The sequence below is a fragment of the Sphingomonas sp. TREG-RG-20F-R18-01 genome, from assembly GCF_022662475.1.
Classification (GTDB): Bacteria; Pseudomonadota; Alphaproteobacteria; order Sphingomonadales; family Sphingomonadaceae; genus Sphingomonas.
Map to the genome: position 1 here is coordinate 844930 of NZ_JAKNQQ010000001.1, position 14190 is coordinate 859119.

Consider the following 14190-nt stretch of genomic DNA (forward strand, 5'->3'; position numbering starts at 1 on the left):
GCGCGAGCCCATCCCCGCCCGATCCCGCGTACGGCATGCGATCCGCGCTTGATTGACTCGCACAAAGCCACAAAGACACGAAGATGATGTGCGCACAGCCCGGCTGGTTCCACCCTGTTCCGATGAAGAATGCCGCTCCCCGGATCCGCGTCCCCAGCGGCACCGCCGCGCTATGAGCCGCTCCGCGCGGATCGGGTTGCTGCTGGCCACGATCGTGGGGCTCGGCGTCGCGGTCGGTACCGTCGGCACGGTCGGGCTGCAGCAGGTGCTGCGGGCGATGGCGTCGATCGGCTGGATCGGCATGGCAAGCTTTACCCTGTGGTCGGTCGGCGTGCTCGCGCTCCTCGGCATGGCATGGCTCGCGGTCGCACCGGGCCAGCCGGTCGAACGGCTCGGCTGGTTCGTCTGGGCGCGGACGACGCGCGAGGCGGCGACCGATATCCTGCCCTTCTCGCAACTGGGCGGGCTCGTCGTCGGTGCGCGCACGCTGGCGGCGTTCGGCGTGCCGCAACCGGTGATCTATGCCTCGATGATCGCCGACATGACGACCGAGATGGCGGCGCAGCTGATCTTCACCCTGTGCGGGGTCGGGATGCTGTTGCTGGTGCTGTCCGCGGCGCCGGTCCAGCAAGGGATCGTCCCGCTCGCGCTCGGTGGACTAGGCGCGATGGTGGCGCTGATGCTGTTGTTCGTCTTCGCGCAGAAGCCGATGCTCAGGCTCGCCGGCTCGCTCGGCGCGCGGATGTTGCCGGGGTCGGTCGCGGCGATGGCGGCGGTCCGCGCGGAACTCGACGCGATCTACCGTGCGCCGCGCCGCGTGATCGCGGCGTTCGTCTTCAACCTCGCGGCGTGGCTGGCGAGTGCCGCGGGCGCGTGGATCGCGCTGCGCTTCATGGGGTCGACCATGCCGCTGTGGGCGGTGCTGACGATCGAGGCGCTGATCTTCACGCTGCGCAGTGTCGCCTTCGCAATTCCCGGCGCCGTAGGCGTGCAGGAGGCGGCCTATGTCCTGATCGGCCCGCTGTTCGGCCTGCCGCCTGCGCATGCGCTCGCGCTGTCGTTGCTCAAGCGCGCGCGGGACGTGATCATCGCGGTGCCCGCGCTGCTCGCGTGGCAGGTCGGCGAAGCGCGGCGGGTGGTTTCGTGAGTGCATCAAATTGACGCGATACGCGCATTTCCGTTCGGGCCGAGCGAAGTCGAAGCCCACGGGCGCGGCGCTTGCCCTTCGACTTCGCTCAGGGCGAACGGGCGGTAAGGGTGCGGGTGCCTATCCCTCCTCGCGCACCGGCGGCAGCGGCTCGTCCCGCAGCATCACCTCAAGTCCCGACAGCAATCCTTGCTGCGATGCCGCCGCCAGCCCCGTCTCGAGCGCGCGATACGCCCCCAGCACCTCGCGCCCGAGATCGGTCAAGGACGCACCCCGTCCCTGCCCGCCGCCCGCCACCGTCTCGACCAGTTTCTCGCACCAGCAGCGGTTCATGCTGTCGACCAGCAGCCAGCTGCGGCGATAGCTCATCCCCATGGCGCGGCCCGCAGCCGAGATCGACCCCTCGCGTGCGATCGCCTCGAGCAGGTCGGCCTTGCCCGGCCCCATCGCGAGCTCGTCGCCGCAATAGAGCTGGGCTTTGATCTTGAGCGGACCGACGCGCATTATTTCCCGATCAGGACGTCGCTCGCCTTGACGATGACGGTCACCGTGTCGCCGACCGCAAGCGCAAGGTCGCTGATCGCTTCGTTGGTGATGCTCGACGTGACGATCGTACCATTGCCGATATCGACATGGACCGACCCGTTGACGGCACCGGCGTGCACCGCGGTGACCGTGCCCGAGATCTGGTTGCGCGCGCTGATCTTCATCGAAACACTCTCCTTCGTCGCCGCTCTATCACCGCGTGGGCGCGAGAGCCAATGCGCACCGGTGGCATCACATCCCAAACCCCGCTAAGCGCCGGACATGGCGAAAACGAAGGCGCATCCGTTCCATTCGATCCACACGCACGGCCTGATCCGGGTCGGCGCCTGCACCCCGCGCGCCAGCGTCGGCGATGCCGCCGCCAACGCCGCCGAGACGATCGCGCTGGCGCAGGAGGGCGATGCCGCCCATGCCGACCTGATGGTCTTCCCCGAGCTCAACATCACGTCCTACGCGATCGACGATCTCCACCTGCAGACCGCGCAGCAGCGTGCGACCGACGCGGCGATCGCCAGCGTCGTGGCGGCGAGCGCAAAGCTGCGGCCGGTGCTCGTCGTCGGGGCGGCGCTGCCGCGCAACGGGCGGCTCCACAATTGCGCAGTGGTGATCGCGCGCGGACGGATCCTCGGGGTGGTGCCCAAGACCTTCCTCCCCAATTACCGCGAATATTACGAGAAGCGCTGGTTCGCGAGCGGGGCCGGGCTGGCCGGGCTCGACATCACGCTGGCGGGCGAGACCGTGCCGTTCGGCACCGACCTGCTGTTTGCTGCGAGCGATCTCGCGCCGTTCGTCTTCCATGCGGAGATTTGCGAGGATTATTGGGCCCCCACGCCTCCCTCGACGATGGGCGCGCTCGCGGGGGCGCTGATCTGCTGCAACCTGTCCGCCTCGAACATCGTCGTCGGCAAGGCGCGCGAACGCGCGCTGTTGTGCGCCTCGCAAAGCGCGCGCGCGGTGTGCGGCTATGTCTTCGCCGCCTCGGGACCGGGCGAGAGCACGACCGACCTCGCCTGGGACGGCCAGGCGATGATCCACGAGATGGGCGAGCTGCTCGCCGAATCGTCTCGCTTCGGTCAGGAACGCGAACTGGTGCTGGCAGACGTCGACACCGGGCGAATCGCGCAGGAGCGGATGCGAGTCGGCACCTTCAACGATTCGGCGCGGCTGGCGGGCGACCCCGAACTGCGCTTCCGCCGCATCGCCTTCGCGCACCAACCGGACTTTGCCGACGCTGGCCTGCTCCGCGAGATCCGGCGCTTCCCGTTCGTCCCCAACACCCCCGAGCGACTCGACGACGATTGCTACGAGGCGTTCAACATCCAGGTGGAGGGGCTGCTCAAGCGATTCGTCGCATCGCGCTCCGAGCGACTCGTCATCGGGGTGTCGGGCGGGCTCGATTCGACTCACGCGCTGATCGTCGCGGCGAAGGTGATGGACCGCCTCGGCCTGCCGCGCGACCGGATCCTCGGCTTTACCATGCCCGGCTTCGCGACCAGCGACGGCACAAAGTCCAACGCCTGGGCGCTGATGCGTGCGCTCGGGATCGACGGCGACGAGATCGACATCCGCCCCGCCGCGCGCCAGATGCTCGCCGACATGGGGCATCCGTTCGCGGACGGCGAACCCGCCTATGACGTGACGTTCGAGAACGTCCAGGCGGGGTTGCGCACCGATTACCTGTTCCGCCTCGCCAACCAGCGCGGCGGGATCGTGGTCGGGACGGGCGACCTGTCCGAGCTGGCGCTGGGCTGGTGTACCTACGGCGTCGGCGACCAGATGAGCCATTACGGCGTCAACGCAGGCGTACCCAAGACGCTGATCCAGTTCCTGATCCGCTGGTGCATCCGCACGAATCAGTATGACGGCGAGACCGATTCGATCCTCGAGTCGATCCTTGCGACCGAGATTTCGCCTGAACTGGTGCCCGCGGGTGCGGATGGCGCGATCCAGAGCACCGAGGCGCGCATCGGGCCGTATGCGCTCAACGACTTCTTCCTGCATTATGTCGTGCGGCACGGGATGGCGCCGTCGAAGATCGCCTTCCTCGCGCTGCATGCGTGGCACGACGCGAGTGCGGGCCGCTGGCCGCGCGGTTTTCCGGTGGCGGGGCGCGTCGCGTACGATCTGCCGGTGATCCGCGCGTGGCTGGAAAAGTTTCTGGTCCGCTTCTTCGCGACCAGCCAGTTCAAGCGGTCGGCCTTGCCCAACGGGCCGAAGGTTTCGAGCGGGGGCGCGCTGTCGCCGCGCGGGGACTGGCGTGCGCCGTCGGACGGGACGGCGCAGGTCTGGCTGGACGAACTGGCGCGCGGGTTGCCGCGCTAAGCGCGCTTACCGCTCTATTTGCGCCTCCCCGGCGAAGGCCGGGGCCCATTAGGGAGAGAAAAGACGGCGCGTGCTGCGCTAGATGACCACAGCCTTCTCTACTGGGCCCCGGCCTTCGCCGGGGAAGTGAAGAAGGAATGCGGCCAGACCCGAAATTACTTGCGGCTCTTGCGCGCTGCGTAGCGGGCGTCGCGCGCCGCCTTCTTGTCGATCTCGGCCTGGATGGCGGCCTGCTTGGCTTCTTCGATCGCGCGTTCGGCGGCTTCGGCCTTGGCGATCTTCTCGAGCCGGGCTTCCTCGATCGCCGCCTTCTTCTCTTCGCGCTTCTTGGCTTCGGCAGCTTCCTTCGCCTCGCGCGCGGCGGCGCGGGCCGCGACGACCGCGGGGTCTACCGGCGGCTTGGACTTGAGCTTTTCCAGCGCGCGCTGCTTGGCGTCGGCGGACAGGGCCGCCCGGTCTTTGAAGGAAGGTTCTTTGTAGGATGCCATGTGGCGGGCTTTAACCTCATCGAGGAAAGAAGGAAATGGCGGAGAGGGTGGGATTCGAACCCACGGTACCCGTGAGGGCACGCCGCATTTCGAGTGCGGTACATTCGACCACTCTGCCACCTCTCCGCGAGGTCGTGTGATGCAGCCGTGAAGGCCAGCACCGGTCGGTGAGCGGGCGCCTCTAACGTAGTGGTTCGCGGGACGCAAGCGCTTGCGCACCGGTTTGTCACACAGCAATCGCTTGTGTGGCGCCCGGGAGCGCCTAAATCATCCATATGCACCGCACCCCCATCCCGTCCCCCCCGTTCGACAGCAGCATTGCCCTGCCCCCGGTCAGCCACGCCCGATTCGCGATCGGCGACGTCGTGCGGCACCGGATGTTCGATTTTCGCGGCGTGGTGTTCGACGTCGACCCGATCTTCGCGAACAGCGACGAATGGTATGACGCGATCCCCGAGAACGTCCGCCCGCGCAAGGACCAGCCCTTCTACCACTTGCTCGCCGAGAACATGGAGTCGAGCTACGTCGCCTATGTCAGCCAGCAAAATTTGATCCCGGACGATACCGACGAGCCGGTCGATCACCCGGCGATCTCCGGCCTGTTCGGCGATTATGAGGACGGGAAATATCCGCTGCGGCGCGAACACCGGCATTGATCGCGTCCGTGCGGAACGCCCCGGGAAGGACAGCGTCGACAACCGCCCTTCCGCGCAGGGACCGCGTTCCGGTCAGAACTTGAACGCGATCTTTCCGTAATAATAGCCGCCGTTGATGCCATAGGGTGCCGACAGCGGCGCATCGAGCACGTTGCCGCCGGTCACCAGCGTATTGTTGGTCGTCCCCGGTACCAGCGCGACGGTCGGTGGGCGCTTGTCGAACAGGTTGTTCGCGCCCGCCGTCAGATCGATCCCCGACGTGAGCGCGTAACTGACCTCGAGGTCGGCGATGAACGCGGTCGGCACCTTTTGCAGGTAGAAGGTCCCGCCATCCGGGCTCGCATAAGTCGACGATTTTCCATAAAGCGTCCCGCGCACCGTCGTCGTGAACCCGGCGACCGACCAGAGTGCCGAGGCGATCGCCTTGAACTTGGGCGATGCGGTTTCGAGGTTGGCGCGCGCGCCCGCGTCGAACAGCGGGATGTTGCCGAGCGTTGCCGGCGCTACCGCAAGGTGCGTGATCTTCGTTTCGTTATAGTTTCCCGACAGGCTCCAGCTGACCCTGCCCCATAGGCCGAAGTCCGAAGGAATGGTCGCGGTCAGCTCGACCCCGCGGGTGCGCGTACTTGCGCCATTGGTGAAAATGTTGATGCCGGTCTGGCTGACGGTCGGATCCAGCACGTTGCCGTTGGCGACGATCGCCGCCGTGACGATCGGGAAGTTGGTCGCCCCGCCCGACCCGAAGATCGATCCGGTCCCGAGGATCCGGTCGCGGATCTTGACCTGATAGGCATCGAGCGTGACGGTCAGCTTTCCGGTCCGGACAACCGCGCCCGCGCTCAGATTGGTCGACTTTTCGGGTTTCAGGTTCTGGAAGCCGATCAGCTTGGCGGCGGCGGAGTTGGCGGGCAGCTGCACGAAGGCGGACGTCGGGGAGACGTTGGTCGCGGAATAATAGGATTCGGCCAGGGTCGGCGCACGAAACCCGGTCGAGACCGTGCCGCGCAGCGCAAAGGCGTGCGAAAAGTCGTAGCGGCCGGTTCCCTTGAAGATCACCTTGCTGCCAAAGTCGCTGTAATGCTCGTAGCGTACCGCGCCATCCAGCTTGAGCGCGTCGACCGGCGAGGCGGCGACATCGAGATAGAGCGACTCATTCTCGCGGTCGTGCGTCCCGGCATCGGATGGCCGGAACCCGGGGTAGGACTGCGCCCCCTCCTTGTAGATCGACCCCGGATCGCCCGACCCGATCGCATAGCGGTTCTTGCGATACTCCGCGCCGAACGCGACGTTCAGGGGCAAGGCCAGCCCCATCTCGAACTCGGTCGAAAAGTCGGCGTTGGCGGTCAGTTCGGAGGCGGTGAACGACCCGTTGTAGAAATCGCGCGGCGTGAAGTGCGTATCGACGAACAGCGACCGATTCGCCGAGTCGAGGGTGTAGATGAGGTTCTTGTCCTTGCCGTAGGTCGTGCTCAGGTCGAACTTCACCGCGCCGACCTTGCCCTTCAGCCCGCCGGTAAAGGCATAGTCATCCTCGCGGATGCCCTCCCGCGGGTTGAACCCGTTCGGATAGGGAATCACTTCGCCCGGCGTCGTCAGCGTGCCGCCGACCCCGAGCACCGGCGACGCAATCACGCGATCGGGGACGCGCAGATTCTCGTAAGCGCTGGCGATCCGCTTGCTGTAGGTCCCGAAACTGTAAGCCTGCACCGCGCCGAAATCATAGCCCGCGTTATACTGGCCGTTGGTCAGCCAGGACTTGGCATCCCCGTTGATCCGGTTGACGTACGGGAAGCCCGGGATCGACTGGTACAACGGGCGTTGCGCGGCGCTGAGCGAACCGAGCAATGCCCCGCTGCCGTCCGTCACCCGTCGATCGAGCCCGCCGACCTGCGTGAAATCGTGGAAGCGGTGGAACACCGTCGCGTTGATGAACCCGGCATCGCCCACGCGCGTCGCGAGATGCAGCGTGCCGGCATAGGTCGTTCCCCCGACATCGTAATTCTTCCCGGCGGTGGCATAGCCGGACCCGCCCTCGCGGTCGTCCTTGAGGATGATGTTGATCACGCCCGCGATCGCGTCCGACCCGTATTGCGCGGCGGCCCCGTCCTCGAGCACCTCGATCCGCGCGATCGAACTGGGCGAGATCAGGTCGAGATCGGCCGTCGCGGCGCCCTGGTAGGGGCCGCCGAGGACCGCCAGGTTGGCCGTGCCGTGGCGCCGCTTGCCGTTCACCAGCACCAGCGTGTGGTTGGGGCTCAACCCGCGCAGCCGGGCCGAGAGGGTCAGGTTGGCGGTATCGCCGCCAAAGGCCTGGGCGGTGAACGACGGGACGAGCTGCGTCAGCACCTGGTTCAGGTTGGGCTGGCCGACATGCGAAAGCTCGTCGGCGCCGAGGACCTTGATCGGCGTGGCACTCTCGGCCGCCGTCGTACCGATTCGGCGTGTCCCGGTAACGATGATGTCGTCCTGCACGGCATCGGGTGCGGTGGGCGGAGCCGTTGCGGGCGCGGCCGGTTCGCCAGCCCTGGCATCCGGCGTCGAAGCGAAGGTCGGCGCGGCATGGATGCTCGCGACCGCGAGCGCACAAAGCGAAATCGAATGCTTCAACATGGCTTCAGAGTCCCCCAATGTCAGGTTACTCTCAGGAGCCCCGCTCCCACGGCTATATCGTTGTACGCACGTCTCCATTCGCCATGACCGCAGTTGCGGCCATACGTTTCCCCGTCGCGAAACGCGACATCACAAGTCTTCGCATACTATACCTGAACGCTCGTTCTTCTGCGGAAAGGGCAATTGCGCCTTCCGGACTTCCCCTGATCGTCGGCCGCGCAGCTGAACATTGCATCATGCAACATTTTTGCTTGATTCGTGATCGCCGCATCTGTTCCGATACGGATGACGCCACATCGCGTTTCGCATTGCAACATAAAGTTCATGATCGGCGCGCCATACCGTCCGAAATAGGTAAGTTTCGGCCCGACTATGGCGTTTGGGCAACGATATCGGCCCCTGCGAAGCCAGCTCGGCGGTTGACACAGCGCCACGCTTGGCATAGCTGGCGCTTCTTTCCCGCGCTCGGCTTGCCGTGGCGTGGGGTACAGGCATTTTTGAAAGTGATTTGGCATGTTCGCAATCGTGCGCACAGGCGGCAAGCAGTACCGTGTTGCCGCCGGAGACAAGATCGTCGTTGAGAAGCTCGACGGCGAAGCCGGTGCGTCGATTACGCTCGGCGACATTCTGCTCGCGGGCGAAGGCTCGGAGTTGCATTCGGTCGAGGGCCTGACGGTCTCGGCGGAAATCATCGCGCAGGCGAAGGCGGACAAGGTCATCGTCTTCAAGAAGCGTCGCCGTCACAACTATCGCCGCAAGAACGGTCACCGCCAGCGCCACACGATCCTGCGCATCACCGCGATCGGCAACAATGACAAGCAGGCAGCACCGGCCAAGGCCGATGCCCCGGCCGCTCAGGCGTAAGGAGTAGTTCGAGATGGCACATAAGAAAGCAGGCGGCTCTTCGCGCAACGGTCGCGATTCGGCAGGCCGTCGCCTTGGCGTCAAGAAGTTCGGTGGCGAGATCGCCATTCCGGGCAACATTCTCGTGCGTCAGCGCGGCACCAAATTCTACCCGGGCACCAACGTCGGCATCGGCAAGGACCACACCTTGTTCGCGCTCGTCGAGGGTCGCGTGACCTTCCACCAGGGCAAGCTTGGTCGCAAGTTCTGCTCGGTCGAGGAAATGGCGCAAGCCGCCGAATAACGGGCAACCGGACGGGTTGCCCACCAAGGCGACCCGCGTATCCGCAAGGATACCGAAACAAGGGAGACGGGTCCGCCCCGGCTCCCTTTTTTCATGTCTCCCGCGCCTGCTGTCGTGTCCATGTCATCCCGGCATGCGAACGACGGCGCACGAGGAGAGTTTGTGATGTTCGCTCGGACTCCGAGATTGACGCTGCGCCCCGGCTGGCCCGAGGATGCGCCCGCGCTGGTCGAAGCGATCGCGCACGAATCCGTCTGCACCATGCTCGCGCGCGCGCCCTGGCCCTATACGCTGGAGGATGCCGAGGCGTATCTGGCGCTGCCACGCGACGATCACAGCCCACGGATGCTGATCCTCGCGCACGACGGCGCACGGCCGGGGCTCGTCGGGGGAATCGGGCTGACGCAGGACGAATCGGGTCACGAGTTCGGCTATTGGCTGACGCCCGACGCCTGGGGCCGCGGCTACGCCACCGAGGCGGGCCGCGCGGTGATCGACATGGCGCGCCATGCGCTCGGGCTGCGGCATCTCCATGCGGGGCACTTCCACGACAATCCGGGATCGGGCCGGGTTCTGCGCAAGCTCGGCTTCCGCGAAACCGGGGTCGCGCCGCGCGCCTGCCGGGCGCGCGGAGCGGACGTGGCTGGCGTCACCTACGCGCTGGAGCTGGCTCCGGCGCGGGCGATGCCGCTGGCGGCGTGAGCGGGGTCGTGGCGGCAGTCCGCGGCCGCCTGTGACCTTGCCGCAGCCGTAGTCATGGTTGACGTCGATGGCGGTAACGGAGCACATCGAACCCTCCGCTTTCCGTCAGAAAGGGCGGCGACACCCGTCATTGGGGAGCTGCCTGCCTTTCCCGCAGAAGATGGTTGAGCGAGAACGCCAGTGGCGTCCCAAAACTCGCCGTGCGGATATGAGAAGCGGTCTGCGCCAATCACGAATGGCAATCTCTGGTGGTTAGCTGCCGTTCCGAGGGCCTACGCCGAACTGCCGCTGACGCAACCGGCGCACCAGATGGTAGGGCAGTAGCGACAGTCCAACCCACGGCAACAACGACGCGAGCACGAAAAAGCCGACGAACGATAAGCTGGATCCTAGTTGGCCAGCCTCTGTAACGCCAAGTGCGGCCGCTGCTACGGCCAGTGGGGTCAGCGCCCATATCCAAAACAATACGGAACGGACGCGGGATCTTGGCAGCAGGCCTATAGCCGCGCCACCCACAACTGCGAGCAGTGCAAGGTGCCAAACCTCTTGGGCGATCAGCTTATCGAACATGGTTTGATGTTACGCCCGACGCCGAATGACAGCAATTGGGCGACACCTGCCATTCCGACCGCCTCAAAAAGAACCCATAGTGCGACAGTCGTCGGTTGGTTGCGCCAATAGCCGCCCGAAGCATCCCCTTTCCTGAAATCTGCTCCCTATTGATCTGTCCCGGAACCACCTGTCCCGGGCAGCGAACGGAATGATCGCGCTCGCCGAATGGCGGCTTTCCGAAAACCCGTTCGCAAGGGTCAGCGGCCGCGTGACGGCGTTTCCCGACACCCCCCATGTCCTACACCGCCCCATTTTGCTAAACGTCCCGCGCGCTCTTTGACAGCTCCGATCCAGCCATGCCGACCGAGCAAGGGGCGCGGCGCAGCGGCGTGCGTTACGCCTAACTTTCCCCTAACCTTCCGATCAACGTCCACTCCGGCGGACCAGGATCACAAAGCCCATTCGTGCGGTTTTCCCGAGGCTTACGTCACCCGAGGCGGGCAACAGCGCGGTCAGGCCGCCGCCACCGCCACACGTGGCAACACCGCATCGGCATAATCGCTCTCGGCCAGCGCGATCAGCGCGCGGTCGTCGTGTTTCCACGGGTGAAAGCCCGGCAGGAAGAAGGCGCACCACGCCCCCAGGATCTTGCGCGCCATGCCGGGCCGCCCGAGCGCGTACCACAGGATGCCGCGATGGGCGCGCCAGCCGGTGATCCCGTCCTGCCGCAGCAGCTCGAGCATCCCCTTGTACCGTCCGACGAAAAACTTCTGCGTCGTCGCGAGCATGACGATCGCCTTGACCATCCAGCGCCGCCGCCGCGGCCAGTCGCGCGTCGCGTGCAGCCAGGTGTCATAGGCGACGCCCTTATGCTCGATCTCCTCGGCGGCGTGCCAGCGCCACAGCGCCGCTGCCTGTTCGTCGCCCCCCGCCAGATGGCGCGGGTTGGCGATCAGTTCATGCGCCAGCATCGCGGTGAAATGCTCGAGCGCCATCGTCGCGGCGAGCGCGCCGATCGGCGGCTTGCCCTTGGTGAGCGCGAGCGCCTCGTCGATATGCCGTTCGAGCAACCGCGTGTCATAGCCCTGGTCGGTGACATGCCGGTTGAACGCGACATGCTCGCGGGTGTGGATCACTTCCTGCTTGATGAACGCCTGGATCTCAGCGCGCAGACGCGGCGGCGTGCCCTCGCGGAAAGTGCGGACGCTGTCGACGAAGAACCCCTCCCCCTTCGGGAAAGTGACCGACAGCGCATTGTAGAAAGCGGTCGCGAACGGATCGTCGTTGAGCCACCAGCGCCGCATCGTCGTGCCGCGCCCGAAGCGCAGGTCGCGCGGCGTGATCGTCAGGTCGGCGGGAGTGGTTGCTTTCGCCACGAAATCCTCCAAGTGTTGGTGGACTGCAGCGCTCCGTAGCGGCATGCGCTGCTGACAGTTCTGTCAATAGGCCATACTTACATCCGTGTCAATAACTCGCAAACGCCTCAGCCCAGAAGAGTCGCGCGACGCCGCGATCGAAGCCGCCCGCGCGCTGTTGATCGAACAGGGGCCGCAGGCGGTCACCCTCAAGGCAGTCGCCGCGCGGATCGGGCGGACGCACGCCAACCTGCTCCACCACTTCGGGTCGGCGGCGGATCTGCAGCGCGCGCTGATCACGCATCTCGCCGATACGATCACCGCGGAAATCGGTGCCGCGGCGAAGCGTGCGCGCGCGGGCGAGGCGGACCCGCGCGAGATCGTCGACCTGACGTTCGATGCGTTCGCCAATGGCGCCGGGGCGATGGCCTCGTGGATGATCCTGTCGGGCAATCACGATGCGCTCGACCCGGTGCTGACCGCGATCCACCGCTTGGTCGACGAGCTGGCCGAGGGCGATGAATCGGGCAAGGCGATCTATGAGGAAACGCTGCAGCTGGTGCTGATGGCGATGGGCGATGCTCTCCTCGGTCGCGCAATGGCAAGCGCGCTCGGGCTGCCGCCCGAAGCCGCGCGGACGATCGCGACTCGCGCGCTGATCGCGTCGCGGAGTGGCGAATCACCGGCCGATGCGGCTAGTCTGGCTAAAATCGCATAATCCGCTAAGGAGCGGCCATGCATTTTCTTGACCAAGCAAAGATCTTCGTCCGCTCGGGCGCGGGCGGCCCCGGCGCCGTCAGTTTCCGGCGCGAGAAGTTCATCGAATATGGCGGCCCCGACGGCGGCAACGGCGGCAAGGGTGGCGACATCATTTTCGAGGCCATCCCCGGCCTCAACACGCTGATCGACTTCCGCTACACCCAGCATTTCCGTGCGCCGCGCGGTGCCGGGGGATCGGGATCGAATCGGACCGGCGCGGGCGGGGACGACCTCATCATTCGCGTGCCGATCGGCACGCAGGTCCTGTCCGAGGATCAGGAAGAAGTGCTCGCCGACTTCACCGTCCCGGGCGAGCGCGTCGTGTTCCTGCGCGGCGGTGACGGCGGGCGCGGCAATGCGACCTACAAGACCTCGACCAACCGCGCCCCACGCCAGCACGGCACCGGCTGGCCGTCGCAGGAAATGTACGTCTGGCTTCGGTTGAAGCTGCTGGCCGACGCCGGGCTCGTCGGGCTCCCGAACGCGGGGAAATCCACCTTCATCAATGCGGTGACCAATGCGCAGGCGAAGGTCGGCGCCTATCCCTTCACGACCGTGCGCCCGCAATTGGGCGTCGTCAGCCGCTACAATCGCGAATTCGTGATCGCGGACATCCCCGGCCTGATCGAAGGCGCGGCGGATGGCGCGGGGATCGGCGATCGCTTCCTCGGGCATATCGAGCGGTGCAAGGTGCTGCTCCATCTGGTCGACGCGACCGAGGATAACCCTGTGGATAACTACAGGATCGTCCGTGGAGAACTCGAGGCGTACGGCGCGGGGCTTGTGGATAAGCCGCAGGTGATCGGCCTCAACAAGGTCGACGCGCTCGACCCGGCGGACGTCAAGAAGCTGATCACCAAGCTCAAGCGCGCGAGCAAGGCCGAGGTCCTCCCGCTGTCCGGTGCGAGCGGCGACGGGATCGATGCGGTGCTCGACCGGCTGATCGAGGCGATCGGCCCGGCGGAGACGGTGGCGAAGCGCGAAGACGGCAGCGACGAACCGGCGGAGTGGTCGCCGGTTTAAAGGGGCTGGGGGGCTCTGCGAAAGTGGGTTTACTGATCCCTTGTTTGCTGTTTTCCCGCAAAGGCGGGAATCCAGGGCTCAGTAAAACAACGGCTTACAGCTTGCGCGACTCCTAGGCTCCCGCCTTCGCGGGAGAACAGGTCCGGTTTCGCAAAGGTCTTGCCTTCGCGGGTGACGGTTATCGGCCGACCACCGGAGTCGGCAGGATCGACGTGCCCGAACGGGCGGCGTGGTCGCCGGTTTGAGGGGGCCGGTCCGTCTGGTATAAGGGCGTATGGCAACACATCTCGTTTACCCGCTGCTGACCGCCGAAGCGTTCCTCCAGATCGATTTCGGGGATCAGAAGGCTGAACTCGACAATGGCGTCATCCGCATGATGGCCGGCGGGACGGCGCGGCATGCGCGGGTGCAGGGAAACATCTTCCTTGCGCTCGCGCTCCGGCTGCGGGGGTCGGGATGCACGCCCTATAATTCGGACATGGCGGTTCGGACGCGACCCGATTCGATCCGCTATCCCGATGTCTCGATCTTCTGCGGACACGATGGCGAAAGCGATGATGACGCGATAGCCTTCGACGATCCCCGCGCGGTGTTCGAGGTGCTGTCCGATGGCACCGCCCGGACCGACCTGCGCGTCAAGCTCGACGAATATCGGGCCTTACCGAGCGTCGATACGATCGTCTTCGTCGATATTGCGCACGAACGCGTGCGGATCGTGCAACGCACCGGTCCGGGCGGCTGGGTCGACAACAGCTTTGACGATCCGACCGAGGTGTCGATTCCCACCCTCGACATCACCATCCTCCACGACGAGATCTTCGCGCGCGACTGATCCCGGCCAAGCCCATTGGCGCAGCGCCCCTGCCACGCTAACGCAAACGGA

14 protein-coding genes and 1 tRNA gene are annotated in these 14190 nt (G+C 65.8%); 9 read left to right on the forward strand and 6 right to left on the reverse strand.

The annotated features are described in order from the left end of the window. Positions 1-172 precede the first annotated feature (172 nt). The gene (locus L8K25_RS04325) at positions 173-1147 is read left to right on the forward strand and encodes a lysylphosphatidylglycerol synthase domain-containing protein (protein WP_242137656.1); all 975 of its coding nucleotides are present in this window, start codon (positions 173-175) and stop codon (positions 1145-1147) included. 120 nt (positions 1148-1267) lie between these two features. On the opposite strand, the gene L8K25_RS04330 is transcribed toward L8K25_RS04325, so the two are convergent. Continuing rightward, a complete protein-coding gene (locus tag L8K25_RS04330) occupies positions 1268-1651 on the reverse strand; it encodes a LysR family transcriptional regulator (RefSeq protein ID WP_242137657.1) in 384 nt (127 codons plus the stop codon). Continuing rightward, positions 1651-1857, reverse strand: coding sequence for a TOBE domain-containing protein (locus tag L8K25_RS04335; RefSeq protein ID WP_242137658.1), 207 nt, complete (start codon positions 1855-1857; stop codon positions 1651-1653). The genes L8K25_RS04330 and L8K25_RS04335 overlap by 1 nt, the downstream gene beginning before the upstream one ends. A gap of 97 nt (positions 1858-1954) precedes the next feature. Between L8K25_RS04335 and L8K25_RS04340 the strand changes: the two genes are divergently transcribed. Continuing rightward, complete coding sequence (locus tag L8K25_RS04340; RefSeq protein WP_242137659.1) at positions 1955-4015, forward strand: NAD(+) synthase; 2061 nt, start codon at positions 1955-1957, stop codon at positions 4013-4015. Between the two features lie 155 nt (positions 4016-4170). On the opposite strand, the gene L8K25_RS04345 is transcribed toward L8K25_RS04340, so the two are convergent. Both L8K25_RS04345 and L8K25_RS04350 read right to left on the reverse strand, forming a co-directional pair. Next, positions 4171-4503 (reverse strand): DUF6481 family protein, encoded by a 333-nt coding sequence (locus L8K25_RS04345; RefSeq protein ID WP_010162756.1) that lies wholly within the window; start codon positions 4501-4503, stop codon positions 4171-4173. A gap of 36 nt (positions 4504-4539) precedes the next feature. Further along, a tRNA-Ser gene (locus tag L8K25_RS04350) sits at positions 4540-4629 on the reverse strand. Positions 4630-4778: 149 nt separating this feature from the next. On the opposite strand from L8K25_RS04350, the gene hspQ reads away from it, so the two are divergent. Further along, the gene (gene hspQ / locus L8K25_RS04355) at positions 4779-5159 is read left to right on the forward strand and encodes a heat shock protein HspQ (RefSeq protein ID WP_242137660.1); all 381 of its coding nucleotides are present in this window, start codon (positions 4779-4781) and stop codon (positions 5157-5159) included. A gap of 72 nt (positions 5160-5231) precedes the next feature. Here hspQ and L8K25_RS04360 read toward each other — a convergent pair whose 3' ends face one another. Further along, a complete protein-coding gene (locus tag L8K25_RS04360; protein WP_242137661.1) occupies positions 5232-7769 on the reverse strand; it encodes a TonB-dependent receptor in 2538 nt (845 codons plus the stop codon). 513 nt (positions 7770-8282) lie between these two features. Between L8K25_RS04360 and rplU the strand changes: the two genes are divergently transcribed. From rplU to L8K25_RS04375, 3 genes are all read left to right on the forward strand, one after another. Next, positions 8283-8633, forward strand: coding sequence for a 50S ribosomal protein L21 (gene rplU, locus L8K25_RS04365; protein WP_010162753.1), 351 nt, complete (start codon positions 8283-8285; stop codon positions 8631-8633). 13 nt (positions 8634-8646) lie between these two features. Then, the gene (gene rpmA, locus L8K25_RS04370; protein WP_242137662.1) at positions 8647-8916 is read left to right on the forward strand and encodes a 50S ribosomal protein L27; all 270 of its coding nucleotides are present in this window, start codon (positions 8647-8649) and stop codon (positions 8914-8916) included. 165 nt (positions 8917-9081) lie between these two features. Further along, on the forward strand, positions 9082-9618 hold the full coding sequence (locus L8K25_RS04375; RefSeq protein ID WP_242137663.1) for a GNAT family N-acetyltransferase: 537 nt from the start codon (positions 9082-9084) through the stop codon (positions 9616-9618). Between the two features lie 1064 nt (positions 9619-10682). Here the strand turns inward: L8K25_RS04375 and L8K25_RS04380 are convergent. Continuing rightward, the gene (locus L8K25_RS04380; protein ID WP_242137664.1) at positions 10683-11591 is read right to left on the reverse strand and encodes a metal-dependent hydrolase; all 909 of its coding nucleotides are present in this window, start codon (positions 11589-11591) and stop codon (positions 10683-10685) included. A 40-nt stretch (positions 11592-11631) separates the two neighbouring features. Here L8K25_RS04380 and L8K25_RS04385 point away from each other — a divergent pair, with 40 nt between their 5' ends. The 3 genes from L8K25_RS04385 (at position 11632) to L8K25_RS04395 (ending at position 14139) form a co-directional block, all read left to right on the forward strand. Further along, entirely contained in the window at positions 11632-12243 is a 612-nt protein-coding gene (locus L8K25_RS04385) for a TetR/AcrR family transcriptional regulator (protein WP_242137665.1), read from the forward strand. A 17-nt stretch (positions 12244-12260) separates the two neighbouring features. Beyond that, positions 12261-13307 carry a GTPase ObgE gene (gene obgE, locus L8K25_RS04390; RefSeq protein ID WP_242137666.1) on the forward strand — a complete coding sequence of 349 codons (1047 nt, stop codon included), beginning with the start codon at positions 12261-12263 and terminating at the stop codon, positions 13305-13307. 274 nt (positions 13308-13581) lie between these two features. Beyond that, entirely contained in the window at positions 13582-14139 is a 558-nt protein-coding gene (locus tag L8K25_RS04395; RefSeq protein WP_242137667.1) for a Uma2 family endonuclease, read from the forward strand. The last annotated feature ends 51 nt before the right edge of the window (positions 14140-14190 follow it).

Bases quoted from the DNA above. Each gene is read 5' to 3' on its own strand.
- L8K25_RS04345 (WP_010162756.1), bottom strand. From the start codon at position 4,503: ATGGCATCCTACAAAGAACCTTCCTTCAAAGACCGGGCGGCCCTGTCC.
- L8K25_RS04330 (WP_242137657.1), bottom strand. From the start codon at position 1,651: ATGCGCGTCGGTCCGCTCAAGATCAAAGCCCAGCTCTATTGCGGCGAC.
- hspQ (WP_242137660.1), top strand. From the start codon at position 4,779: ATGCACCGCACCCCCATCCCGTCCCCCCCGTTCGACAGCAGCATTGCC.
- L8K25_RS04375 (WP_242137663.1), top strand. From the start codon at position 9,082: ATGTTCGCTCGGACTCCGAGATTGACGCTGCGCCCCGGCTGGCCCGAG.
- L8K25_RS04335 (WP_242137658.1), bottom strand. From the start codon at position 1,857: ATGAAGATCAGCGCGCGCAACCAGATCTCGGGCACGGTCACCGCGGTG.
- rpmA (WP_242137662.1), top strand. From the start codon at position 8,647: ATGGCACATAAGAAAGCAGGCGGCTCTTCGCGCAACGGTCGCGATTCG.
- L8K25_RS04360 (WP_242137661.1), bottom strand. From the start codon at position 7,769: ATGTTGAAGCATTCGATTTCGCTTTGTGCGCTCGCGGTCGCGAGCATC.
- L8K25_RS04325 (WP_242137656.1), top strand. From the start codon at position 173: ATGAGCCGCTCCGCGCGGATCGGGTTGCTGCTGGCCACGATCGTGGGG.
- rplU (WP_010162753.1), top strand. From the start codon at position 8,283: ATGTTCGCAATCGTGCGCACAGGCGGCAAGCAGTACCGTGTTGCCGCC.
- L8K25_RS04340 (WP_242137659.1), top strand. From the start codon at position 1,955: ATGGCGAAAACGAAGGCGCATCCGTTCCATTCGATCCACACGCACGGC.
- L8K25_RS04395 (WP_242137667.1), top strand. From the start codon at position 13,582: ATGGCAACACATCTCGTTTACCCGCTGCTGACCGCCGAAGCGTTCCTC.
- obgE (WP_242137666.1), top strand. From the start codon at position 12,261: ATGCATTTTCTTGACCAAGCAAAGATCTTCGTCCGCTCGGGCGCGGGC.
- L8K25_RS04380 (WP_242137664.1), bottom strand. From the start codon at position 11,591: ATGCCGCTACGGAGCGCTGCAGTCCACCAACACTTGGAGGATTTCGTG.